This window comes from Acinetobacter amyesii, assembly GCF_023499985.1.
GTDB classification, from domain to species: domain Bacteria; phylum Pseudomonadota; class Gammaproteobacteria; order Pseudomonadales; family Moraxellaceae; genus Acinetobacter; species Acinetobacter amyesii.
This window is the reverse complement of sequence record NZ_JAMCOU010000024.1, coordinates 1-24,609: the sequence shown is the minus strand read 5'-3', so window position 1 is coordinate 24,609 and position 24,609 is coordinate 1. Positions and strand designations below refer to the sequence as shown.

Below are 24,609 nucleotides of genomic sequence, written 5' to 3'. Positions count from 1 at the left end.
GTTTCAGAAAGCTTCTTTGAATCGATATATTTCATCCGCAGATTATGCATGAATATTTAAAATTCTTCGGTACAAATAATCAGCAAGAGACTGTTCGTTTTTTGATTTATGAAAGAGGCTTACTAATTTGAAAGGGATTTTTAATGGATCTTTATCATAGAAGAGTGCTTTTAATTGGAGGATTTTTACTATTTTTATTATTATTAATTTTTAATATTTTATTTTCTATCTTTGTATCAAAAATGGTAGATAAACAATATGAACAAGGAAACTTTAAAGTCGGAGAAATTTGTTATCTCGGTTATAAGCCTTATTCAAGAAAATCTACAGGAGCATATACCTCGATAGATAGTTATTATTTTTTAGTTGATGGTTTAAAGAGCCAGAACTTCGTTAGACCCTATTTTCCATTTAAAAAGCAATTTCCAAATTTTATAAAAAAAATGGATAGAACAAAATGTTATAAAGCTGAATATTTAGAAGTAAATATTTTCTTCTACAAACAGAGGGGGATATATCAATTAATTGATTTTAATGACTTTATTTTACGGGTTTATGATGAACCCTCTATAACTTCTAAATGAATAATTCTATGAATCGAGCCTTTTATCATCGATTGAACATAATGGCGATTATACGAAATGCGGAAGTTAGAACCAATTTAAATGGGACAAGTTAGATATGATTCACTGCCATTAATTTGTTAGATTTTAGGTCCATCATTAGAAGAATATGCAGAATAGTTTCAAAGCTGTTAACACTAAAATGAAGGAATAAAAAAGAGGCGACCAACGCCTCTTTTCAGTTTTATAAATTAAGCTACCTCGCCTAAACCTTTCGGTATGCCGTTACGACCTGGGAAGTCTTTCGCAAGCTTGCGCGCATTTGGCATTTGCAGCCAGAGGCGTAAAAGTTTGCGGCGCTTATCAGCTTCATCATAATCTTCAAATGAAGTGCGCGAATGCATGACACAGTAGTTATTACAGAACTGAATATCGCCCGGTTCTAACATCATATCGAGCCTTAAGCTTGGATCATGGCTAATTTCATCAAAAATATTCAGGGCATCCATTTGTACTTGGGACAGTGGAACGTTTCTGCGGTCATGGCCTAATTCAATATAATAGCGTAAGTAGCGGCAGGCCAATTTACCGTCAAAATAACTGAAAATCGGACTCAGTGAAGGTTCGGTTTCTCCCAAATGGTCATACCAAGCTGGGTGATAGTAATAGCCTAAGTATTCGGGATATTGTTCTAAAATACGGTTATAAACCGTAGATGAGCTGACAATGCTGCTGAGGCCGCCAGTTTTAGCTTTACGAATTGAGAGCAGACCAACGACATCACTTAAGTCCGCATGGTAGGGCAAATAGCTGTTGGTTTCATAAACACGGGTCATTTTTTTGCTTTTATCACCTATGTTTTCGACATAACCAATGAGGTCGCCGCGTGCATTTTGTGTCACGCTGTTTCCCATGTATAAACCCATCAAATAGTAAATATTGCTCATTTCAAGTTCATTGTATTTTTCTGGGTCTAAACCGCGAATCACAATGAAACCGTAGCCGTTTTCCAATTCATTAGAAATATAGGCAATTTCCTTTAAAAAAGCGTCATCCTGAATGACGACATCCGATTTTACAAAATTGGGCGCAGCTAAGTTTTTTGCCGCCAATACTTGCAGGCTGTGATCAAAAATGCTTAATACATGTGGTGATAAGTGGTAGATCCAATCGGTTTTTTCGGCAATCTCTGCCCCGATCCATGCACACTTATCTGTAATTTTTGATTTTAAAATGGTGGTCATCATATCCTCAATTTTGAAATGGTCAGAGCAAAGCTGAACAGAGATTGAATGAAAAATGCACACATAAATGGAGAGAGATTCATGTGTGCATAAAGGTAGAAATTAGGCGGTGTTTTTGAGTAGATTTTTATCGGTTTGGTATTCTTGGTATTTACGTTGAATATCAATGTGTTCAGCGATGTATTTAGCATCATGCCAAACGCCCCAAATAAAGCTTGAACCGCGACCAGTCAAATAGGGCAAACCAAGGAAATAGATCCCGCGTTCATCTGAAATGCCTCGTTTATGTTTCGGTTTTTTTTGCTCATCAAAGGCATTGACTTGCAGCCAGTCAAAGTCATAACTGAAGCCTGAAGCCCAAATGACGCTCGTAATGTTGGCGGCTTGCATATCCAGCTCTAAAATCGGCTGCGTTACGCATTCTGGGTTAGGCAGCAGCTGACGCGCTTGCGGTTCAGCAGGCAGGTCGAGGCCATTGGCACGCACATATTCATCTGCTTGGTCGTAAAAGGCATGCAGCGCAGCATCACCAGATTCAAGGTTTTGTTTCAGGTCAGCTTTGAATTGAATTTTTTGACCGTCAAATGAATCGGTCATGCCCAATAGGGTAATGCCTTGTTTTGCTAAGGCGCGGAAATCAATATTTATACCGCCATGCGCGCCGCTTACGGCTAAACCTTTGAGCGGCCCTTTATCTGTACGCATAAAGTCCCAGCCGCCAAGTACGCCTAGCCACCATACATTGTCACGGTTGCGGTAAGTACGCGGCGGACGTTCATGTTGACCGATAGATAGATAAACTTTTTTACCAGAACGGTTGATTTCATCTGCAATCTGCACACCAGAAGAACCTGAACCAATCACTAAAACAGCACCTTCAGGCAGCTGCTGCGGGTTTTTGTATTGGTCTGAATGGATTTGGTAAAACTCAGGTTTTTGCAGAGCGACGGGAGGAATCACTGCTTTTTGAAATGCGCCTGTTGCTGATACTAAGCGCTGCGTATAAATCGTGCCTTCGGAGGTTTCTACTGTAAACCCAAGGCGCTGATCGGTTTTATAAACTTTGAATACTTCAACACCGGTATGAATCGGCAAGTTAAACTTTTCTGCATAGTTTTGGAAATAGTCTGCGACTTGGTCATGATGAATAAAGCTGTCAGGGTCCGCGTCAAATTCCATATTTGGAAAGCGGTCATGCCAGCAAGGGCCATTTGCGACTAATGAATCCCAGCGGCGTGTACGCCAAGCTTCAGCAATACGGTTTTTTTCCAAAACGACGTGAGAAATGCCTAGCGCATTTAAATGCTCACTCATCGCAACTCCTGCTTGGCCTGCACCCACTACAACCGTATCCACAGTCAAATTATTTAATTTCATATTATTCATCCTTCCTACATGCACGCTGGTGTAAGTACGCTGTATTTAGCCCAGTGCTGAAACTTTTTCCGTTTCATACCTAGACATCTGTTTCGATGAATTGACTATAGATAGTGGTAAAGAAAAGAGAAAATCATATAAGCAAAACAAGTGCATCAAAAAAACCGAATTGCTTGCACAGCGTGATTTTCATATAAAAGGCACAAGAAATTTAAGTTTGTAATTTTGATTTATTGTTCAAAAAAACAGTTTTAAAACATTGGTTGGGCAATAAATCATTCAGTAAAGAAGGGTACAAAATGAAATCACGAGCAGCTGTCGCATTTGGTCCAGGCCAGCCACTGAAAATTGTAGAACTGGATGTTGCTCCGCCGCAGGCAGGAGAAGTCTTGATTAAAATTACCCATACTGGTGTTTGCCATACCGATGCTTTTACGCTGTCAGGTTCAGATCCTGAAGGTATTTTCCCTGCGGTGCTGGGGCATGAGGGTGCGGGCATTGTGGTTGAAGTCGGTGAGGGCGTGACCAGTTTAAAACCTGGTGATCACGTCATTCCATTGTATACAGCTGAATGTGGCGAGTGATTGTTCTGTAAATCAGGTAAAACTAACCTGTGCGTGTCGGTACGTGCAACACAAGGTAAGGGTGTGATGCCAGACGGTACAACACGTTTTTCATATAATGGCGAGCCTATTTACCATTACATGGGCTGTTCAACCTTTTCTGAATATACAGTTGTGGCTGAAGTTTCTTTGGCTAAAATTAACCCTGAAGCGAATCCTGAACACGTTTGTCTGCTGGGCTGCGGGGTAACAACAGGGATAGGCGCAGTGCATAACACAGCTAAAGTGCAAGAAGGCGACACGGTTGCGGTATTCGGTTTAGGCGGTATCGGTTTGGCAGTGGTGCAAGGTGCGCGCCAAGCCAAAGCAGGCCGTATTATTGTGGTGGATACCAACCCTGAAAAGTTCAAGCTTGCAGAAGAGTTTGGCGCAACAGACTTTTTAAACCCTAAAGATTATGAACAGCCGATTCAGCAAGTGATTGTGGAAATGACAGGCTGGGGAGTTGATCATTCCTTTGAATGTATCGGTAATACCCATGTCATGCGTTCGGCGCTTGAGTCTGCACATCGTGGCTGGGGACAGTCCGTGATTATTGGTGTAGCAGGAGCAGGGCAGGAAATTTCAACACGCCCATTCCAGCTGGTGACGGGACGCACGTGGAAAGGTACAGCCTTTGGCGGGGTAAAAGGCCGCAGTCAGCTGCCAGGCATGGTAGAAGATGCGATGAAAGGAGAGATTCGGCTCGAACCATTTGTCACGCACACTATGGGCTTAGAACAAATTAATGAAGCTTTTGATTTGATGCACGAAGGAAAATCGATTCGTACCGTAATTCATTTTAGTGAATAAAGCTTCAGTCCAACCTAAAAGCCCTGAATGATTCAGGGCTTTTTTGATTGTGGATTCAACTGTCTTTTAAAAAATGCATTGAGTTCACTCATTTTCGGCAAGTGATCAAAGCTTTGATCTGCTTCAGAGGGTATTTGCCATGCAGTTTTAGAACTGAGGCAAAAGTTTAAGCGGGTTGATATGGCAGGGCTTTGAGCTAATAGGCCGAGTGGAATCCAGATCCAATCGGTATTGCGTACAGTATTTGGAAGTGGAGAGCCGCAGTGAGAACAAAAGTAAGAAGTAAAACCTGAAGCTTTATAATAGCTTTGAATCTGTTCTTGGCCTTGGCGCCATTGAAAAGCGCTGCAGTGGATAAGTGATGCGGCATTTGCACCCGTACCGCTTTGTTTACGGCATAAACTGCAATGGCAATGATAAATGGTATGGATGTCTTGCAGTACCTGAAATTGGACATCGCCGCATAGGCAGCTGCCGTTATAGCTCATGTTTTTGCTGATCTTGTTATATATGAGATTTATTTTTAAGTTTTTTACACATTTTTCGCAAGTTCATAAGCGCATAAAAAAACCAATGCTGAAAATGGGTCAGCATTGGTATCAGGAGGGACCTTTAAAAATTAATGGTCAAGCCACGAACGGAAATTCATCCTCAGGCAGGGCATCGCCCGTCTGTAATTTGTCGATCAAATGCGGATATTGTGGAGAGGTTTTTCCGCCTCGATCGACATAAACGGCATCATCGCCTAACCAGCGGAAAGAGACCGCACGGCGTGCATGCTGTTTCGAGCTATTGCCTGGTGCGCCGTGTATAGTCCGAAAGTCAAAGGCAATCGCATCACCGGGTTCCAGTTCCCAGCCGAGAATGCTGTAGTCCTCACGGTGAGCGTCAATATCTGGCAGCATCTCTTCTTTAGCGCCTTCATGTTCATAATATTCGCCATTAAAGCCCTGAGCTTTAAAGTGTTTGCCCCAGAGATGTGAACCCGCCACAAACTCAATACTGGACTCGCGTGAAATCGGATCAAGCGGAATCCATAAGCTTAAGGTTTGCTTTGCATTTACAGGGTAATAAGGCGCGTCATGATGCCAAGGTGTCACTTTTGCTGAGCCAGTACCTTTTACCAAAACATGCTCATGAAACATACGTACCGCTTGCGCATTCATAATGTTTTTTACAATATCGGCCGCGGGGCTCTTACGAATAAATTGGTCAAAAGCCTCAATTCTCTGCCAATTGCAGTAGTCCGCCCAAAAGCGGCCCTCTGTTTGCCCCGGCGTATAGTCACGAAACCATTGACCTGGGTTTTGTTCATTGACGGCAACGCCTTGTTCCAAAACATCTATCCAATCTTTAAAAAGACCGCGCAGAATCACTACGCCATCTCGTGCAAATATTTGCTGCTCTTCTTTGAACATGAACGGCTCCTGAGAAGTAAATACCTATATGCCTATCATCAAAACTTGGGGGAATGATGATGGAAAAAATATAAGCTTTTGCCTGAGCAGACGAAATTCATCTTTTTCAAATGAGAGATTTGTTTTTTTGGAATTACGTTGTAGACAACTTGTATCTCACTTTAATTAATCTTTTGTTGATATTCTCAATTTTTCCAGAACATTGACATCGTAGAGGTCTCCAGTTCGAGTCTGGATATACCTACCAAGATTTGTTGTTAAGTCAACACATTAAAGCCCACTGTAAAAGTGGGCTTTTTTATTGCAAAAAAATATTTATAGAATTAAGCAACTTTTATATTTTTTGTCATTAACTCTACACCCGTCGCATTCTGAATGTGTTCCAAACTTACATCTTTAGCAAGCTCAACAAGCTCAACTCCAGCAGGGGTAATATCTAAAACTCCAAGGTCTGTGATCACTCTGTTGACCACACCTTTACCGGTTAATGGAAGCGTACACTGTTTTAAAATTTTGGGATTGCCATCTTTTGCTGAGTGCTCCATGAGAACAACAATTTTTTGTACACCTGCAACCAAATCCATTGCACCGCCCATACCTTTGACTTTTTTACCCGGGATCATCCAGTTGGCTAAGTCACCGCTTTCTGAAACTTCCATCGCTCCTAAAATTGCCACATTGACATGACCGCCGCGAATCATAGCAAAGGATTCAGAACTGGAAAAAAAGGCAGCACCTGAACGTGCCGTCACCGTTTGTTTTCCAGCATTAATTAAATCTGCATCAACGGTTTTTTGCGTTGGAAACTCACCAATACCCAATAAGCCATTTTCAGATTGAAGCCAGACATTCATATCATTAGGAATATAATTTGCAACCAGCGTTGGAAGGCCAATTCCTAAATTTACATAGAAACCATCTTCAAGCTCTTGTACTGCGCGCTGCGCCATTTCATTACGTGTCCAAGCCATGATTTAAGCCTCCACTTTTAGGGTCATTTGTTCAATGCGTTTATTGGGCGCAGTATTGAGTACCAAGCGGTTGACATAGATGCCGGGTAAATGGATATCATCTGGATCTAGCTCACCAATTTCGACAATCTGCTCAACTTCAACCACCGTCATTTTGCCGGCCATTGCACATTCGGAATTAAAGTTTCTCGCAGTTTTCTAAAGATTAAATTGCCAGCTTTATCTGCTTTATAGGCTTTAACCAAGGCAATATCTGTGGTGATGGTCTGTTCTAAAATATAGTCTTTACCGCCAAAGTTACGGACTTCTTTACCTTCCGCAATTAAAGTACCGACACCCGTTTGAGTAAAAAAGGCTTGGTTGCGAGGTCTTTAAAACAAACCCATTGCAGAGTAATGATTAACTATTACTAATTTTTGTTGCTTAATACAGATTTTAACAGTGGTTACTTTTTTGGTTAACTCAACTTATAAACTCAGAATAATATTCATAAAAAACATATATATAAATTATTATGTGATGCGTATATTACGCATCACATAATAATGCTTATTTTTGATATAATTTAGATAATGGGGATCATTATGCTGGTTTATAAAAATTTATGAGTCTTACGGAAACACAAGTACGAAAGTCATATCCAAAAGAAAAAATTTACTTTTTAGCTGATGATGATGGTTTAAGCTTAAAAGTCGATCCTAATGGAAAAAAGTCTTGGAGTTATCGATATTCAGTTGCAGAAACGGGTAAAAGACCACGAGTCACTCTAGGTACATATCCTGAGATGAATCTCAAAGAGGCTAGAGTGGCCAGAGACTCCTATAAGGCAACTAAATTTTCTACACAAAATTTAGTTCAGGAGAAAATTCAAACTTTTAAAGTTGTTTGTGAAGAATGGTTAGAGTTTAAAACAAATAATTCATTTAAAGATCAACCACGTGGTGGTGTAATCCAATTGGCGAATGCATGTTTAATAAATGACATTTATCCCGTTATTGGTGATATAGATTTTAGCAAAATTAAAAGAACTGATTTAGTTAAGGTAATTAAGCAGATTGAAAATAGGGGAGTTAAGGAACCTGTAAAAAAAGCGTATAGCTATTTAAATCAAATCTATGATTTTGCAGTTGCAATGGGATACTGTGATTATAATCAAGCTTATGGTCTCAATAAAATATTATTGAAAGGGAAATTAAAGAAAAATTATCCCTATTTAAAAGATGAAGAAATTTCTAATTTTATTCTTAGAATAACTCAACTAAATACAGATCCGATTATAAAAAAAGCAATCCTATTTAAATTATATACTGGAGTCAGGGGGGCAGAGTTATTGTCTGCAGAACCTCATCATTTTGATTTTGATAACAATCTTTGGAAAATACCTGCTTTACATATCAAGCAATATCGTCGAAAAGTGATAGCAGGTTATGATATTCCTGATTTTTTAGTTCCATTATCATCGCAAGCAGTGAGCATTGTTAGATCTGCACTAGAGTGGTCACAAGGCGATCGTTATGTTTTTGCCAGCCCAAAAATTAAAGATAAGCCATTGCATTTTAACACAATAAATTCAGCCATTCGTAAGATGGGATACAAAAAAAATGAGCTATCCTCACACGGTTTAAGATCAACATTCAGTACTATTTTAAATGATTCTGGCTTATTTCAAGATAGTTGGATTGAGGCTCAGCTTTCACATGTAGATAAGAATAAAACACGTGCTAGTTATAACCATGCAGATTATATTCAACAAAGAGCTGATATGATGCAGTGGTGGGGTGACTATTTAGAAAATAAATCAAAATCTAGTTTATAGGTAATTTAAATTAAACTATTTTGATTTAATAATAAATTTTAAACCAAATGCATTTAACAACTTATTTATAGAATCTAATGTTGGATTACTATCAGGTTGCTCCATTTTCTGTAAAGTCTGTGGTGCAATTTTAGTAATTTTACTCATTTCATTTAATGTTAAATGTAGTTCTTTTCTAATGTATGATGCAATCTGGTAAATTTGCCACTCAGGATTGTTATTTATATTTTCTAAGACTTGTAAGCGTTTATTCATTTGCTCGATTGCCGTCATAGGCTTATAACGTTTATCCATTAGAAAGCTCCTGAATCTGTTGGCATATATTCAATATACGATGATGACTATTTTGTAGAATCTCATCATCTATATTTATTTTTTTCATTTCATCGAGCAAATTTTCATACAGTGGCAATTGTTGAATCATTGTATGTTTAATTTCAGTTGAATCTATTCCTGTACATTCTTCTATTTGCGTTATGACAGATCCCCATATAGGCATTCCTCCATGGTCATCTTTTTCCCAACGTGTAGTACGTGCAATTCCGTCAGGATGAAGCCACATTGGTGCAAAATCGAAGAGGGGTGTTAATTGAATTGTGCCGTCATTTAAACGTTGAATTGCGGTATTACGGGTATGATTATCTTTATTTCCTAATGCAACATTAGCGATATCTCGTTTCAAATATTCAAAAATTTCAGCTTTTGGTGATGAGCAACATTCCATGATCAATGTACAAATTTGATTATGTGTCATTTTAACGCCAAATCCAGCTTTACCACTTAAAGAGGCTAGGCTTTCTTGTGCAACTCTTTCGACTTTACCATTGATAATTTGGCGATCAAAACGTGGAATAAATAGCGTTCTCTGGTGAAGTTCCAAGTCCTTGAACACTCTTAGACCTAAATACCGAGCTATTTTCATGTAAATTGCTTCATGTAACAGTATTTTTTCCAGTTTTTGATCATTTCCACGACTAAATTTAACTAGCCAATGCTTTGCTGCTAGTTCATCTGGAAGACTGTGATCTAAATAAAACAGACCATCATATCCTTGTGTTAGTAATAGTTTAGGCCATTCACCTTGAACACCTGAAGAACCAGCAACAAATAAGCCATATGATGCAAGTGACTCAATGAAATCTTCTTTCCTTTCAATTATTTCGCTTAGGCTAAATCCACGAGGTTTCACTGTCGGAAAATGATCTTGAAGCCAGTCATAAGCTTCTTTAATTCGTAGATTACCAATAGGATTACCTGCCCCAGATTTCAGTAGGGGCCAATCAGCTTGTTCTTCTGCATTAATTGAAAAACCCAGCTGATTTAAAAGCTCCTTTCGCCCATAACCTTGAGGTAGCAAGTCCATGAGAAATGCTGGCCATTGGTTTTCTAAGTTGTTTTGTACATTGACTGGAAATTGGAATGATAGAGCATGACCATCCCTTAAATCCATATGTTCAATAGCATATTCAAATAAGTATGACGTTCGTGTAGATGCTCTCCAGCCTTGCTCTTGATTAGCAATTAATTCAACGATAGCGCAATCTTGCCATTCGTTATTTTGAAAAATTTGAAGTGTGCAATATTGATTCATATATGTATTAAAATAAAATATTAGTTTCTATTTTGGCTATATTTATTTATTATAGTAGATATATATTAAATTTCCTACTCTGATTTAGAATCATTTAATTTGCACTATAAGTAATCATTTTAAACGTCATAACTTGTCGTATTGCTAAATTACTAACTTCTTTATGCAATTTTTTTGATTAAATATTCAAAAGGAGAAAATAAATGGAATAACTTAATCCATCTGATCTAAAAGCGATTCTACATTCAAAAAGAGCAATTCTGTATTATTTAGAACATACCCGTGTCATGCAGGAAGATGGGCGTGTCTTATATCTGACTGAAGCTAAGAAAAGTTAGACAAATTGTTGTACAACAAGATAAATCTGTTGATGACGCACTGGACATAGCATTTAAAGAAATATATTAAACTTATTAAACCTAACTTAATCTAATTGGACTTTGTTGCACAAACCTACCTCTAAGGGTTTATTCAGTAATATAATACTCATAAGCTCACACCAAAAAATCTATCGTACATCCAATTGTCCACCTACAATAAAGCCTTGATCAATCGAGGAAATATATCAATTTGGTTTGATTCAGCGACCCAATGGTTGCTCCGTCCATTGATAAACACGGGTGAAATCAAACCTATTCTGATGCAGCAATCCAATGCTGCTTAATGATTAAATTTCTATTTCGTCTGTCTTTACGCATGGTCACTGGCTCTGTTCAAAGCCTGATTAAACTATGCGGTCTAGATTGGACAGCACCAGATTACACTACACTTTGTAGAAACCTGAGTTTGATGAAATCCACTTAGCCTTTTAACATATTTTGGAAAGTTGGCTTATCTATATATTCATGGCATCGGGGTAGAGAGCGATCTTAAAATTGCAGAACAACATTTGCAAAAAGCGGCTTTACAAGGACATCTTGAGGCGTTAGCGCAATTGGAAAATATTCACGCTTTTTTAAATGTAACTTAATAGTATTGGGTTTGAGTTGAGCTGGATTAAACGAAAGAGACGTATCGAGGTGGATGCGTCTCTTTTTCCATCAATAAGGGGCTTTTCGCTTACATAAAGCCAAACAAAGTTAGGCGCCGAAGCCTTGGAATATATGAATTTTCTTGATTAAATACCGCCGTATTTTATAAAAAATCGATTTTTGATAATAAACATGCTGAACAATATTTATTCTGCACTTGAGAAATTGGGCATTAGTCCACAAAAACGTGCTTTGCACATTCAATTTTCAAATTCGACATTAAATCAGGCGGTATTTTTACAACGCATTGATGGGGAACATGCCTTAAGTGAAGGTTTGAATGTCCAGCTCATCTGTCTCTCAACTTCTGCCACGCTCGAACTGAAACAATTTATTGGTACATAAGTCGCAATCGATCAGGTAACCGATGCGGGTCAACTTTTTCGTATTACCGGGATCATTACAGAAGCATTTCAAGGCCAAAGTGATGGTGCATTAACGCTATATAAGTTGACTTTAGAAGATGCAACGGCATTGTGGCATAAGCGTCGTAATAGCCGCGTGTTTATGAATAAATCGGTCAAAGATGTGGTCGAGATTATTTTTAAGGAATGGCAAAAAAAGAGCCCACTTTTTGCAGCGAGCTTAAGTTTGGACTTAAGTGGCTTAAAAAAAGAGTATGACGTTCGACCATTCATGATGCAAAGTAATGAAACCGACTATGATTTTATTACTCGCTTACTACGCAGTGAAGGCATTCATTGGTTGGTTGATGAAGCTCAATCTTTTGTAACATCGTCTGCGACACCCATAGCAGCCCAAAAGCTACGTTTGATTGATGATAATAGTCAATATCAAGCTTTAGAGCGACGTAATATCCGTTTTCATCGCAGTAGTGCGACTGAAAAAAATGACAGTATGACCAGTTTTATCGGTCAGCGTAGTCTGCAACCGACGTCGGTACATGTGCAACGATGGCAGGCGGATGTGCTTGAACAGGACGAAGGTGGTGGTTCAGTACAAAGCAAGCACCTACATAGTCAAAATCAAGATAATGCGAGCTTAAGCTTAGAGCAGGCATGGCATGTGAGCCCTGCCTGGATACAAGATCTGAATGGTGAAGATGCTGCAACTGCCTCTAATAGTGCTCAAGTTGAACGTCTCAATCAAAATTTTAGTGATTATTATGCAGCTCAAGCCAAACAATTTATTGCCAAAAGTACCGTGCGTGATACACAAGTTGGTTACTGGTTCAAATTGGATGAGCATCCAGAGATTGACCAGCATCGTGGTGCCGATCAAGAGTTTTTGATTTTATCTAAGTCTTTTTATAACCAAAATAATTTACCCAAAGACTTAACCGATCAAGTGACGCAGTTAATCCATCAAAGTCAGTGGCAAGTCAAACAAAGCGATGCGGATGAACGCCAAGCCAATACCTTGGCTTTGCAACGTCGAAATATTACGACCGTTCCTGAATTTAATCCACTTACACATCGACCAGTAACACATCCGCAGCGTGCTAAAGTTGTGGGGCCTGCCGGTGAAGAAATCCATGTTGATGAATGGGGGCGGATAAAAGTCCGTTTCTTGTTTACCCGTTCTGATGATCATAGCCATGATGGTGGTGCAGGTGCGAACAATAATGACACAGACTCGGCTTGGGTTGATGTGGTGACCCCTTGGGCCGGCGAAGGTTATGGTGCACGCTTCTTACCTCGAGTTGGTGAAATAGTCGTCGTTGATTTCTTTGATGGCAACATTGACCGACCTTTTGTCGTGGGTCGTATTCATGAAGCGCAGCGTAGTCCCACTAAATTTGACAATAAAGGACAATTACCAGATACCAAAAAACTTGCGGGAATTCGTTCCAAAGAAGTGGCGGGAGAGGGTTTTGGTCAATTACGCTTTGATGACACCACGGGGCAAATTAGTACCCAGCTGCAAAGTAGTCATGGTGCGAGCCAACTGAACCTCGGTAAGCTCAGTCATCCAAAAGATAAAGCAGAAAGTAAAGATCGGGGTGAAGGTTTTGAGCTGCGGACAGATCAATGGGGGGCAGTACGAGCTGGACAAGGTTTACTACTAAGTACTTATCAGCAAATTAAAGCATCTAAAGATCATCTACAGCTAAAAATGACTCAAGAGCAGTTTTTAGAGAGCTTGAACCAAGCAACAGCATTGAATAAGACGGCTGTAGAGTTGGAAAGTACATCGCTAGAAATTTTAAGCAAGTTCCAAGAATTTATTGAACAGCTTTCAACTGAAGATTTAGAAAAAGCGAATGCATTCAAATCGGCTGTGATGGTTCTAGCTTCACCAAAGAATATAGGAATAAATAGTGAAGAAAATATCCATACTGTGGCGAAAGGCTTTATGGTTCATAGTGCAGGTGAAAGCATCAATATTTCTACTCAAAATAGCCTAATTGCTCAAGCGAGTAAAAAAATTAGTCTCTTTGCAGCAAGAGAAGATGCAAGTTTAATCACAGGTGTGGGTAAAATTTTAATTAAATCAATTTCTAATGCTTTAGATATTATTTCGAGAAAAGACTTAACAATTAAATCGACAGAAGGAAAGGTTTACATTACAAGTCCGACAGAAGTCGTGATTACGGGTGGGAGCTCTCAAATCAGTATAAAAGATACAGGAATTTATTCTAAAACTAGTGGTATTAATGAGTCTAAAGCTGGACAGCATGCTTTTAAATCTGGCGAATCGGTGGATAAAAGTATTATAGGAAATCAGCTCTATGATCTAAAAGTTAAGGTATTTGATGAAGTAAAAAATATTGCAGTTAAAAATACTAAATATCTCTTAACGTTAAGTGATGGCAGTGAGTTAGAGGGGACTACTGACGACAAGGGTTACACAGAGACAGCTTTGTCTTCTAAACAGTTAAAAATAAACTCTATTGAATTTATTGACGATCATAATTAGTTCTGGAAATGAGATGTCTGAACAAAAGAAAAGTATAAATCAAAGTTTGACACCAGTTGGAAATAATAGTGTTGCTAAGGTCTATGTGAATCCACAAGAAAAATGCAATACTGTTGTGAATATGGCACTAGACCATGTTTATGGAAATTGTGGTTATTACTATGTTCCTTATAAAGATGATCCTATAAAAAAAGGCGAAACCGTTAATAAAAATGGAATTAATATCCGATATTTCTTAAATCATGCAGATGTATTAATCGATGTTACAAAAACACAAGAACGTTGGCAACTCGCTTTAGAGGTTGCATTAAAGGTCATCAAAAATAGAGAATCTTTGCTTAAATTAGATGGGTCTGATCCAAACTGGTCACGTTACGCTGACTTTATGAAGCGTCATACAGCCACTTGCGGGCATCTGCCGCCTACTTATTATCGTGCGTATGGATACTATTACTGTTCACGTTTTGGTGCTTATTTACTCCCAAGTATGAAAAGCCCTGAGGGGAAAAGATGGTTAGTCAATGCCAGAAAATATTTACAAAAATATATGGATCTTGGTTTAGATCAAAATAATAAAGGCGATGTGATTAAATTGCCTTGTAAGTTAGCACCGAAAGCCAGTCAGAACATGACTTTTAAAAAGCAAACCGTTGAACTTAGTGATAAAGACTTTAAAACTTTTGCATTTAATTCGCATGTTCCAGCATATATAGATGGTGGCATTCAAGAAATTCCGTTTACTGATTTACTTCGTATTATTGCTGAGCCGAATCTTCAAGAATGGATGGATTTTGAAACATGGGATCAAGCGGTACAGGTAGCAGAGGTGGTTTATCCCTTTATAGGTGGAACGGCTAAATTCTTATTTGATAACACCATAAAACGCATACGATCAATTTTTGTGGATTAAGCCATGATCAAAAATAAGTACTTTATCTTTCTCCTCAGTCTTTTTTTCTTTACAGGATGCAGTCTAATGTGGGCAACTGAATTTGAGTTTGCTAAAAATAATTTTAATGGCGGGATCTTAGCGATTAACGCAAACAAAGACAAAGCATTGTTATTTTATATCAATCAAGAAAAAATTGAGTTTGTTGATATCTTAAATGAGAAAGGTGAATTTATAGATTCAAAGTATAAAGAAGAATGGATGAGAGACAATAGTCAAGTTTTAAACCGTATGACCGTTGAGGTGTTATCAGGGGGAAAAGGAAAGCCAGACAAATTAGTATTTAAAGAACCAGCTCAGACTGGACAATGGTGGCAATCAGCTGATCTTAACACGATTTATATTAATACCTATTTTTTAGATTATGTACTCGTCGATACGATTCCTGAACAAGATCAAATTAGAAAAGCACGACGTTATAAAATATTTAAATCGATAGATGGTGGAGAAACTTTTACTCAACTTAAAAGTTGGCCGCCATTTAGACAAGTTAAACAAGTACTTTTCGATGAAACTGGTGTATATGGATATGCCATAGGTGAGCAAAAGACGTTGTGGCGTACCTCTGATGCAGGAAAAACATGGATACAAATCCATATGCCAAAGCAAATTGTTGACCAATTAAATGCGATGAAATATGAATTTAGAATGGATGAGTTTTTTAACTCCTATCATTTTGATGAGAAAACCAAAGATTTTTATTTTTCTAATTTATTCGATCATCAAGGCCAATATCAAAGTGTGGTTTATAAGTTTCCGTGGAGTGATGATCCCAAAGACAATCGTATAGATCAATATTCACCTATCCTCACTCTACCAAAATCAGATATTGTGGATATTAATAGTGAAGGGGAAAAACTTTACGTTTTAGGGATGGTTTATGATTTTGAGAAAAAAACCTATGGTCATGTAGATACTGAAACTACCTTTTTAGTTGCCGCACCAAATGAACAAAATAAATATCAATGGCTTGAAAAAGTAAAAATTGGAAATGCATTACAGTTGAGTAAATTATATATGGGTCAGAATCGAGTTTTATACAGTTCAGGTTTTAAAAATTCAAATAGCTACCCTTATCAAAGAGATATAGCAGCGGTTAGTTTTGATAAAGGTCGAAGTTGGCAAATTGATGAAGAAGGTAATATGATTCAGGCTTCTACTTTTGATAATAAAACTAATAAAGTTTTTATACTTAAAGGTGGAAAAGTGTCATCGAGAGAGTTAACTAAATTTAGTTCATTATTGCCTTGATATATTTTTAAAAGCTATCTAATTAATATATATTTGGTTATAAAGTTTTTAAGTTAAAAAATTGAAATACTGAGAATTATCAATTTATTGATCGTTTTTATATATATCAGCTATCTAATCCCACTTTGTATAAGGCCCATACTGCACCCTATGAAGGCTTTAGGTTAGAACCTTTAGAAAATGAAGTCTTGCTGCTGAATTTTGGTTCAGCGTGGAGTTTCCATTTTCACAGCTTAAATGACGGAAAACACTATGAGTTGATTCAGCAATTCAATGAAGAAACAGATGAAAAAGTTGCTTTAAGTTATTTACTATTTGAACAGCAGGCTTATCTGCAAAGTATTGATTTTCAACTGAAGCGAGGCAAACACCAGCTCAAGTTTGCCTTTAATGAACAAGTGAAAATCATTGCTGCCTTTGTGGATGAGCAAGCAGAGCCAGTTTCACGCTATGAATATGATACGCAAGGTAATTTAATTCAGGCAGTGGATCAAAATGGTCACGTGCGCAGCTATGAATATAATGATGCGCATCAGCTGACCCGTTATACCGACCGTACAGGGCGTGGGCATAATATTCGATATGAATCAAAAGAAGCGAATGCCAAAGCCATCGCAGAATGGGCTGATGACGGCAGCTTTAAGACCCGTTTGGAGTGGCATCCACGACTTCGCCAAGTTGCTGTATATGATGCTTATGATGTGCCGACCTATTACTATTTTGACTTAGATGGTTTTACCTATCGCACACGCTTAGCCGATGGCCGTGAAAAATGGCTATCGCGTGACAGTCAAAAACGTATTACCCGTCAAATTGATTTTGCAGGCCTAGAAACCGAACAAGTTTATAACGAGCAAGATCAGCTGATTAAAATTGTACAGCCGAATGGAGGCATCATCCGTTTTGCCTATGATGAAGCAGGAAATTTGACGGAAACTAAAGATCCAGAAGGTCATATTTGGAAAAAAGAATACGATGCAGACGGTAATGTAACGAAGGAAATTAATCCTTTAGGTTATAGCACGCAATATAAATACAACAACGATAATCAAGTTGTAGAAATCATTGATGCCAAAGGCGGCTCTAAAAAAATTCAATACAATGATTTGGGGCAAATGACCGCATATAGCGATTGTTCAGGTAAAGAAAGCGCATGGGAATATGATGAAGAAGGCGCACTGACGGCCCAGCAGTCTGCTGATGCACAGCAAGTCAAATATATCTACAGCACAGATGGCAAAGACAAAGGCCAGCTTAAAGCAATTGTCTATCCTGATGGTTTAAAAGAACAATTTGAGCATGATGAAGAAGGGCGCTTGCTCAAGCATACGGATACCAAAGGTTTAAGCACGCAGTACCGTTATAACGCTGCGGGTTTGCTCGAACAGCGTATAGATGCGAACCGTCATCAAATTGGCTACCAATGGGATCAGCAAGGCCGTATTCAAAAGCTGATCAATCAAAACCATGCAGAATATTTATTTGAATATAACCGTTATGGTCAATTGGCACGTGAACAGGCTTTCGATGGCGAAGAAAAATATTATAGCTACAATGAAAACGGTCAGCTGTTCCAAATACGTCAACCGAATATCCTGACCCAATTGGGTTATCATGCAGATGGCTCAATCGCTTCAAAAACCTATACTCATTTACAAACAGGACATAGCCAAATTGAAGAATTTGAATACAACCTGAATAACCAACTAAGCCAAGCCAAAAATGCAGTCAGTCAGATCGATTTCTATCGTAATCCGATGGGGCAATTGATACGTGAACATCAGCACTACAAAGTACCAAATTTAAAGCCGCTGACTGCAGTACTGCGTTATGAATATGATGAGTTAGGCAATTTAACTAAAACCATCCGCCCCGATGGACAAGTGCAAACTAATCTCAGCTATGGTTCAGGGCATATCTATGGCATCGCCTTTAACCAACAAGACATGGTGGCGTTCCAGCGCGATGACTTACATCGTGAAACGGCACGGATGTTGGCAAATGGTCTCATTCAAACCAAAAACTACAATGAAGTTGGATTGCTCAGTTCGCAGATCATCCGACCTGAACAAGAAACGCCAAACCAGTTGCAACAAGTAAAATACCAAGCCGAACGCCATTATCAATATGACAATAACTACTTACTGACTCAAGTGGATGATAATCGCTTAGGAAAATTGAATTACCAATATGATCCAATTGGACGCTTAATCAAAAGCCAAAGCCCACAAAAAACTGAGAACTTTGCCTTTGATCCAGCAGGTAACTTGATTGACCCGATTGCAACACAGTCATCACAAGTGAAAAATAACCTGATCACCCAATATCAAGGCAAACACTATAAATACGATGCACAAGGGAATGTTGTTGAAACGACCCAAGCAGGTAAAACTTTAAAGCTGACATGGGATAACTTAAACCGCCTGATTCAAAGTGACCACAATGGTCAAATCACAAGCTATGGTTATGATGTGTTTGGAAGACGTTTATTTAAGATTAACAAACCAGAATACAGCTTAACTTTATTTGGTTGGGATGGTGATTTAATGATCTGGGAGTCGCAACAGTCAAACAAAGATCAAGACAATTCTCAGCATGATAAAAACTACACCAAACATTATGTTTATGAGCCGAATAGCTTTGTACCGCTGCTGCAAACAGGTTACGCAGGGTTTATTAAACTAATTGAAACACCCGACTACTCAAAGTTTAAAACAGAACCTTATTCAATCTATAAAGACCCGATATGGAAAAACGAAACGAGAAAGAACAGAGCTGAATTAGAGCGAGTAGCGTTTTATCACTGCAACCAAGTGGGGACGCCACAAACTTTGAGTAACGAGCTGGGCGAATGTATTTGGGAAATCAAACAAAATACATGGGGTAGTGCTTTAGAGATTAATACTAGTGATAATTTATTAGAGCAAACCAATATCCGTTTCCAAGGTCAATATTATGACCATGAAACTGGATTGCATTATAACCGATATCGTTATTATGAGCCACATAGTGCAAGGTATGTGAGTAAAGATCCGATTGGGTTGTTTGGTGGGTTAAATAATTCAATTTATGTGAGCGATCCGAATCAATGGGTCGATTCGATGGGGTTGATGGCACAAGGGGAAAGGGAAAAAGTTGCTGCGAATAATGCGTTAGTTGAAAAGCATGCAGCTGAAAGATTCGCTCAACAAAAAGCTGCTTGGCAAGTTTCAAAAATAAAAGATGCAAGATCCAAACAACAAAATAGACCAAGTACTGGAATATTGGGTGCATTATTGCCAGGAACTATGTCAAGTGTTGCGAAAAATAAGCAAGATGCAAATGTTTTAAGAAATCAGCAAGGAATGAGAAATGTAGGTACAGTTGGAGCTGCCGCCGCTACTTTACCATATGGAGTTACAGTAATTAGTGGCGGTTTTGGAGCAGGTGCAAAGGCACCAATAATGGGTGCTGTTGGTTCTGCTGCAGTAGACGGTGGTTTTCAAACATTTGATAGTGTTAGATGTAAATGCAATGCCTATAATTATAAGCGAACTCTTGGTGTAGCTGGTGTGGGAGCATTAGCAGGAGGAGTTGGCGCAAATCTTGCAAAAGCAAATGGAGTAGAATATGTTACAGCTATGAATTTCTATAAAAATACTACAAATACTATTGGAAAAAGAATATTTTATGGTCAAACAGCAGTAAAATCTATTACAACAAAGCCTATTAAAGAGAATCCGAGTCTAAAGTTAGATGAACCACAGTACAGTAAATAATAAAGGAAGTACTTTTATATGTTCAATATAATTATTGAAATTGTGTTAGGTACATTTATATCTAATCTGAAAGCAGATAATCATCCCTATTTGTTTTGTTTTATAAAGGGGGTTTTACTGGGGTTGACAGGATTTTTTTTAGCCGTTATTTATAATTATTTTAATGATGATTATATAATGCCTTTTAATGATCTAATGTTTTTCTTTTTAATAACTCAAACGATAGGTATTGTAGTTTCAGTAATTTTTCTTATAATTGAATATTTGTTTCCAGATAAAAAAAACGAAGACTTTTAAAATATTTTAGGTGTAGGTGTTTGAAAAATATGTGTATTAAATTTACCAAAAAAATGTGATTGAAACCAGCCAAATAAGCAGAAACCTTAATCGCTTAATCCAAAGTGATCACAATAGTCAAATCACCATTTATGGTTATGATATATTTGGAAGACGAATATCTGAACAAAGTCAAATAGTTAATCAAAATTAAGTGGAACACAGCCTGACATTATTTGGTTGGGATAGTGATTTGACGATTTTCGAGTCGCAACATTACACTCAAAGCAATAATAAAATACAAGAGAACTTACAGCATACAAGTTACACCAAGCATTATTTTTTGAACCAAATAGTTTTACCATTTTTTCAAACAGGCTATGCAGGTTTTATTAAGTAGATTGAAACCTCAGACTATTCACGTTTCCAAACAGAACCTTATTCAATTTTATAAAGACCCGATATGGAAAACAGAAACGAAAAAGAACAAAGCAAAGCTAGAACGCGTTGCTTTTTATCACTGTGACCAAGTGGGAACACCGCAAACCTTAAGTAATGAACGTGGTGAATGTGTCTGGGAGATCGTGCAGGATACGTGGGGCAATACGCAGCAAATCAGAGCCAGTGACAATTTGTTAGAACAAAGTAATATCCGTTTTCAGGGGCAATACTATGATGTTGAGACAGGCTTGCACTATAACCGTTATCGTTATTACGAGCCGTACAGTGGACGTTATGTGAGTAAAGACCCGATTGGGTTGATGGGGGGCTTAAATAATTCAGCTTATGTCAGTGATCCGAATCAGTGGGTGGATCCTATGGGACTAATTGTACATATTGTTTTTAACAAATCGAATGGAACAATTAAAGGTTCTGATTTAGATTCAAAAGAAACAATAGGTATAAATGGCGTTTTCACAGGTGGATATGCAAGTGTAGATCATATGACTCAACAAGTAACTAATTTATCACTAGATGAGTCGCAAGCTATTCCAAGAGGGAGATATTGGATAATCCCACATGAGGGTGAAGGTAAAGAGCATTGGTACAAGCTTTATGCAGTCGATATGCATACAGATGATTTTACTTATGATTTTAATAACAAGAAAATGAGAGGCTATTTTAGACTTCATCCAGGAACTTATAGTACAGGCTGTGTGACTATTCCCTCTTCAATGGGAGCAAAAAATGGAAATGTGAAGTGGGATAAATTATCTAGTTTTATACAAAAAACGAACAAGCATAAAGCGCTTGTTTTTAAAGGAGGGGATTTAGAAAGCAAAAGGAAATTTGGACACAAGCCAGATTTTGTTGACCTTTATGGAATATTGGATGTTGAGTAATGAAAAAATTTTTTATAACTGTTATTTTTTGCTGCACTATTTTATTTATATATTTAATTGGTAGTGGGTATTTTATCGATAAAGAGTGTGAAATTTCTATTGAAAAATTCAAAGTTCAAAGTAAAATATTGAATATTAGTGAAAAATCAATAAAAGTGTTTGAAGATACAGGGTATAATTTTGTATGTGAATATTCTGATGATTTTATGTATAAAATTAATAGACTACCGTATAAAGTAGATGATGAAACATTTACTGAATTAATAGCAGTGGTTGTAATGAATTTTTATTATAATAGACCTGAATTTTCAATTATTCTTGATAATTTAAGTACAGTGCAAAAGTCAGAAGTTGAAAAAAAAATAGAAGAATTTATGAAAAATAGCACTTATATGAAAACCAAAAGTTTGGAAGATCTAGAGAAACTAAGCTACATAAAAGCTATTTTACAAGGTAATTAGTAAGTAATGACTTTGTTGCACAAAGATTTAAAAAGTAAAACTCCCTTAAGCAACTCAAATTTAAGTGACAACTCGGGTATGTGATCTGCCTAAGTCTGTAAATTTATTTAAAATGGCTATACGGGCATGTACTTCATTGACTTGGCTTTGAAAGTTCTTAGCACTGAGTTTATCGCCTAATAATTTAATGCAGTACATCTTAGTTTCAACCAAACTTCGCCGATGATAGCCTGACCATTTTTTCCAAAGCGATCTACCTAGCTGTTTGACTGTTTTTAATAACTCGTTCCGCGCTACTGACTTCGCTTGCTGATCTTTCCACGGCTTTGCATTCTTCCTAGGTGGAATGATCGCATGTGCATCTCGATCTAAAATGACTTGTCTGCATTGAAAGCAGCCCTGCAGGCAAAACATTAAAACTGACATGAGATAACCTGAATAGATTGATTTGCAGTGATCATCAGGGTCAGGTGACTGAATATGGTTATGATGTATTTGGAAGGCGTTTATACAAGAAAAATCAAAATGCGCAAACCCTGACCTTATTCGGCTGGGACGGTGACCTGATGATTTGGGAGTCACAACAATCTTATGACTTCGAAGAAAACTACACTAAGCATTATGTCTATGAACCGCAGAGTTTTGTACCGCTGCTGCAAACGGGCTATACAGGTTTTATCAAGCTTTTAGAAACTCCATATTATGCTCAATTTCAGCATGAAGATTATTCGGTTTATAAAGACCCGATATGGAAAACTGAAACACGAAAAAATAAAGCTGAATTGGAGCGGGTACTTTTTTATCACTGTGACCAAGTTGGAACACCGCAGACTTTAACAAATGAGTTAGGTGAATGTATATGGGAAATTAAGCAGGATGTATGGGGTGAAGCTTTAGAGATTAAGACTAGTGACAATTTATTAGAGCAAACAAGTATTCGTTTTCAAGGGCAATATTACGATAGTGAAACTGGATTACATTATAACCGTTACCGTTATTATGAGCCGTTTAGTGCAAGGTATGTGAGTAAAGATCCGATTGGACTATTTGGTGGATTAAATAATTCTGCTTATGTCAGTGATCCGAATCTGTGGGTCGATCAATTGGGATTAACTCCCTTAAATGCTGCTGGTGCTGCATATGGCTGCATAGCTGGTGCTGTTGGTGGTTATACAACAGGAGAGTGGAAAGGTGCTGCAATTGGGTGTGTTGCAGGAGGTGCAGTGGGGGCTGTAAATCCTTGGGCATCACATGCTGTAGGTGCAGCAGGAGGTGCAGGAGTTTCTTCAGTGCTGGGTCAAGGTGTGAGATTATTTGCTGCGAAGAAGGAAGTTGCGAATATGTGTAATTATGATGCTGGTGCTGTAGTAGGAGCTATGGTTGGTGGTGGCATTGGAGGATCTGTGAATAAGGCAGTAATTCAAAGGGCTCCATATATGAGAGTAGATTTGATGAATAAACCATTGGGTACTTCTGGAATTAATCGAACTCCAGGCAAACTAGCAGGGGCATTACTAGAGGGTAAAATAACAGGTGCTGGTGAATTAATGGGTACTGGGAAAATAACCTTGCCATCTTGTGCAAAATAATTAGTGAGATAGTTAATGATTTGGTTTAAAACGGCTATGTTTTTCTTGTTATATATGATTTATATGATTTTAATTTTAAATTTTTATGCTAAAGCTTTAATTAAAGTAAGTATACTTGGTCATTTTTTTAAAGTGGTATTTAGTTCTTTATTATATTTACTGTTTGCTATAGCTTTTATTTTTCCTTTTTTTCATATTCATGAGTTTGTAGATGATTTCCATATATATTTTGATCAAAACAATATTTATTTTGCTTTTACTTTGATTTCTTTTGCATTAGTTTGTAGTTTTTCAATAATTTATTTTAATAAAAAATTTGTTCCTAAGTTAAAAGCTTTGGGGTATTTTAAATGATTGATGCGTGCTGAAATAACAGGAGACTTCCACTTAGGAAATTTTAGGCTGCTAGCTCACTGGTTCTGTCGCTAAAAATAACTTGAGTTAGATTCCAAGGTGAATAGAGAATACTCCAACCTTGGCAAGAGCCACCGACATAAAATACCTTAAATAATATAAATAGTATTTAAATAAACACTATATATAACAACTATATAAAGCCTCTTTCATAAATCAAAAAACGAACAGTCTCTTGCTGATTATTTGTACCGAAGAATTTTAAATATTCATGCATAATCTGCGGATGAAATATATCGATTCAAAGAAGCTTTCTGAAACA

At 37.6% G+C, this 24,609-nt stretch carries 15 protein-coding genes and 8 pseudogenes; 14 read left to right on the top strand and 9 right to left on the bottom strand.

Features of this window, described 5'->3' with window-relative positions; genetic code table 11:
• Window positions 1-143 precede the first annotated feature (143 nt).
• Window positions 144-584 (top strand): hypothetical protein, encoded by a 441-nt coding sequence (locus M5F03_RS06175; RefSeq protein WP_249707454.1) that lies wholly within the window; start codon window positions 144-146, stop codon window positions 582-584.
• Window positions 585-814: 230 nt separating this feature from the next.
• Here the strand turns inward: M5F03_RS06175 and M5F03_RS06170 are convergent, their stop codons facing one another.
• Window positions 815-1,810: a TauD/TfdA family dioxygenase gene (locus M5F03_RS06170; protein WP_249707452.1), complete on the bottom strand. Its 996-nt coding sequence runs from the start codon at window positions 1,808-1,810 to the stop codon at window positions 815-817.
• 99 nt (window positions 1,811-1,909) lie between these two features.
• The gene (locus tag M5F03_RS06165) at window positions 1,910-3,184 is read right to left on the bottom strand and encodes a flavin-containing monooxygenase (protein WP_249707450.1); all 1,275 of its coding nucleotides are present in this window, start codon (window positions 3,182-3,184) and stop codon (window positions 1,910-1,912) included.
• Window positions 3,185-3,483: 299 nt separating this feature from the next.
• Here M5F03_RS06165 and M5F03_RS06160 point away from each other — a divergent pair.
• A pseudogene (locus M5F03_RS06160) lies at window positions 3,484-4,599 on the top strand (S-(hydroxymethyl)glutathione dehydrogenase/class III alcohol dehydrogenase).
• 32 nt (window positions 4,600-4,631) lie between these two features.
• Here the strand turns inward: M5F03_RS06160 and M5F03_RS06155 are convergent.
• The 4 genes and pseudogenes from M5F03_RS06155 to M5F03_RS06140 all read right to left on the bottom strand — a co-directional run.
• Complete coding sequence (locus tag M5F03_RS06155; RefSeq protein WP_111885192.1) at window positions 4,632-5,087, bottom strand: GFA family protein; 456 nt, start codon at window positions 5,085-5,087, stop codon at window positions 4,632-4,634.
• Window positions 5,088-5,225: 138 nt separating this feature from the next.
• Complete coding sequence (locus M5F03_RS06150; RefSeq protein ID WP_111885191.1) at window positions 5,226-6,017, bottom strand: phytanoyl-CoA dioxygenase family protein; 792 nt, start codon at window positions 6,015-6,017, stop codon at window positions 5,226-5,228.
• 323 nt (window positions 6,018-6,340) lie between these two features.
• Entirely contained in the window at window positions 6,341-6,988 is a 648-nt protein-coding gene (locus M5F03_RS06145) for a 3-oxoacid CoA-transferase subunit B (protein WP_249707448.1), read from the bottom strand.
• Window positions 6,989-6,991: 3 nt separating this feature from the next.
• Window positions 6,992-7,344, bottom strand: a pseudogene (locus tag M5F03_RS06140) (CoA transferase subunit A); the annotation flags it as partial.
• Window positions 7,345-7,592: 248 nt separating this feature from the next.
• Between M5F03_RS06140 and M5F03_RS06135 the strand changes: the two are divergent.
• Entirely contained in the window at window positions 7,593-8,804 is a 1,212-nt protein-coding gene (locus M5F03_RS06135; protein WP_180102702.1) for a tyrosine-type recombinase/integrase, read from the top strand.
• Window positions 8,805-8,819: 15 nt separating this feature from the next.
• Here the strand turns inward: M5F03_RS06135 and M5F03_RS06130 are convergent, their stop codons facing one another.
• Both M5F03_RS06130 and M5F03_RS06125 read right to left on the bottom strand, forming a co-directional pair.
• Window positions 8,820-9,098 carry a helix-turn-helix domain-containing protein gene (locus tag M5F03_RS06130; RefSeq protein ID WP_004871362.1) on the bottom strand — a complete coding sequence of 93 codons (279 nt, stop codon included), beginning with the start codon at window positions 9,096-9,098 and terminating at the stop codon, window positions 8,820-8,822.
• A complete protein-coding gene (locus tag M5F03_RS06125; RefSeq protein ID WP_121523298.1) occupies window positions 9,091-10,395 on the bottom strand; it encodes a type II toxin-antitoxin system HipA family toxin in 1,305 nt (434 codons plus the stop codon). Before M5F03_RS06125 ends, M5F03_RS06130 begins: the two co-directional genes overlap by 8 nt.
• A 488-nt stretch (window positions 10,396-10,883) precedes the next feature.
• On the opposite strand from M5F03_RS06125, the pseudogene M5F03_RS06120 reads away from it, so the two are divergent.
• The 9 genes and pseudogenes from M5F03_RS06120 to M5F03_RS06080 all read left to right on the top strand — a co-directional run.
• A pseudogene (locus tag M5F03_RS06120) lies at window positions 10,884-11,172 on the top strand (transposase); the annotation flags it as partial.
• Window positions 11,173-11,558: 386 nt separating this feature from the next.
• Window positions 11,559-14,306: pseudogene (locus M5F03_RS06115) on the top strand (type VI secretion system Vgr family protein).
• A 13-nt stretch (window positions 14,307-14,319) separates the two neighbouring features.
• Window positions 14,320-15,216 carry a hypothetical protein gene (locus M5F03_RS06110; protein WP_180081926.1) on the top strand — a complete coding sequence of 299 codons (897 nt, stop codon included), beginning with the start codon at window positions 14,320-14,322 and terminating at the stop codon, window positions 15,214-15,216.
• Between the two features lie 66 nt (window positions 15,217-15,282).
• On the top strand, window positions 15,283-16,506 hold the full coding sequence (locus tag M5F03_RS06105; protein ID WP_180128740.1) for a WD40/YVTN/BNR-like repeat-containing protein: 1,224 nt from the start codon (window positions 15,283-15,285) through the stop codon (window positions 16,504-16,506).
• Between the two features lie 71 nt (window positions 16,507-16,577).
• A pseudogene (locus M5F03_RS06100) lies at window positions 16,578-20,264 on the top strand (RHS repeat-associated core domain-containing protein); the annotation flags it as partial.
• 18 nt (window positions 20,265-20,282) lie between these two features.
• Window positions 20,283-20,561: a hypothetical protein gene (locus M5F03_RS06095; protein WP_180036263.1), complete on the top strand. Its 279-nt coding sequence runs from the start codon at window positions 20,283-20,285 to the stop codon at window positions 20,559-20,561.
• Between the two features lie 46 nt (window positions 20,562-20,607).
• Window positions 20,608-21,367 (top strand): annotated as a pseudogene (locus M5F03_RS06090) (RHS repeat-associated core domain-containing protein); the annotation flags it as partial.
• Window positions 21,359-21,883 carry a tlde1 domain-containing protein gene (locus M5F03_RS06085; protein ID WP_227591947.1) on the top strand — a complete coding sequence of 175 codons (525 nt, stop codon included), beginning with the start codon at window positions 21,359-21,361 and terminating at the stop codon, window positions 21,881-21,883. The pseudogene M5F03_RS06090 and the gene M5F03_RS06085, both read left to right, overlap by 9 nt.
• Window positions 21,883-22,344 (top strand): hypothetical protein, encoded by a 462-nt coding sequence (locus tag M5F03_RS06080; protein ID WP_249707446.1) that lies wholly within the window; start codon window positions 21,883-21,885, stop codon window positions 22,342-22,344. The genes M5F03_RS06085 and M5F03_RS06080 overlap by 1 nt, the downstream gene beginning before the upstream one ends.
• A 60-nt stretch (window positions 22,345-22,404) precedes the next feature.
• On the opposite strand, the pseudogene M5F03_RS06075 reads toward M5F03_RS06080, so the two are convergent.
• Window positions 22,405-22,734, bottom strand: a pseudogene (locus tag M5F03_RS06075) (transposase); the annotation flags it as partial.
• On the opposite strand from M5F03_RS06075, the pseudogene M5F03_RS06070 reads away from it, so the two are divergent.
• Both M5F03_RS06070 and M5F03_RS06065 read left to right on the top strand, forming a co-directional pair.
• Window positions 22,731-23,456 (top strand): annotated as a pseudogene (locus M5F03_RS06070) (RHS repeat domain-containing protein); the annotation flags it as partial. The pseudogenes M5F03_RS06075 and M5F03_RS06070 overlap by 4 nt on opposite strands.
• A gap of 492 nt (window positions 23,457-23,948) precedes the next feature.
• Entirely contained in the window at window positions 23,949-24,287 is a 339-nt protein-coding gene (locus M5F03_RS06065) for a hypothetical protein (protein ID WP_180036296.1), read from the top strand.
• The last annotated feature ends 322 nt before the right edge of the window (window positions 24,288-24,609 follow it).

What these genes read in the sequence shown, in the direction of transcription:
- M5F03_RS06175 (WP_249707454.1), top strand. Translation starts at nt 144, where the DNA reads ATGGATCTTTATCATAGAAGAGTGCTTTTAATTGGAGGATTTTTACTA.
- M5F03_RS06170 (WP_249707452.1), bottom strand. Translation starts at nt 1,810, where the DNA reads ATGATGACCACCATTTTAAAATCAAAAATTACAGATAAGTGTGCATGG.
- M5F03_RS06165 (WP_249707450.1), bottom strand. Translation starts at nt 3,184, where the DNA reads ATGAAATTAAATAATTTGACTGTGGATACGGTTGTAGTGGGTGCAGGC.
- M5F03_RS06155 (WP_111885192.1), bottom strand. Translation starts at nt 5,087, where the DNA reads ATGAGCTATAACGGCAGCTGCCTATGCGGCGATGTCCAATTTCAGGTA.
- M5F03_RS06150 (WP_111885191.1), bottom strand. Translation starts at nt 6,017, where the DNA reads ATGTTCAAAGAAGAGCAGCAAATATTTGCACGAGATGGCGTAGTGATT.
- M5F03_RS06145 (WP_249707448.1), bottom strand. Translation starts at nt 6,988, where the DNA reads ATGGCTTGGACACGTAATGAAATGGCGCAGCGCGCAGTACAAGAGCTT.
- M5F03_RS06135 (WP_180102702.1), top strand. Translation starts at nt 7,593, where the DNA reads ATGAGTCTTACGGAAACACAAGTACGAAAGTCATATCCAAAAGAAAAA.
- M5F03_RS06130 (WP_004871362.1), bottom strand. Translation starts at nt 9,098, where the DNA reads ATGGATAAACGTTATAAGCCTATGACGGCAATCGAGCAAATGAATAAA.
- M5F03_RS06125 (WP_121523298.1), bottom strand. Translation starts at nt 10,395, where the DNA reads ATGAATCAATATTGCACACTTCAAATTTTTCAAAATAACGAATGGCAA.
- M5F03_RS06110 (WP_180081926.1), top strand. Translation starts at nt 14,320, where the DNA reads ATGTCTGAACAAAAGAAAAGTATAAATCAAAGTTTGACACCAGTTGGA.
- M5F03_RS06105 (WP_180128740.1), top strand. Translation starts at nt 15,283, where the DNA reads ATGTGGGCAACTGAATTTGAGTTTGCTAAAAATAATTTTAATGGCGGG.
- M5F03_RS06095 (WP_180036263.1), top strand. Translation starts at nt 20,283, where the DNA reads ATGTTCAATATAATTATTGAAATTGTGTTAGGTACATTTATATCTAAT.
- M5F03_RS06085 (WP_227591947.1), top strand. Translation starts at nt 21,359, where the DNA reads ATGGGACTAATTGTACATATTGTTTTTAACAAATCGAATGGAACAATT.
- M5F03_RS06080 (WP_249707446.1), top strand. Translation starts at nt 21,883, where the DNA reads ATGAAAAAATTTTTTATAACTGTTATTTTTTGCTGCACTATTTTATTT.
- M5F03_RS06065 (WP_180036296.1), top strand. Translation starts at nt 23,949, where the DNA reads ATGATTTGGTTTAAAACGGCTATGTTTTTCTTGTTATATATGATTTAT.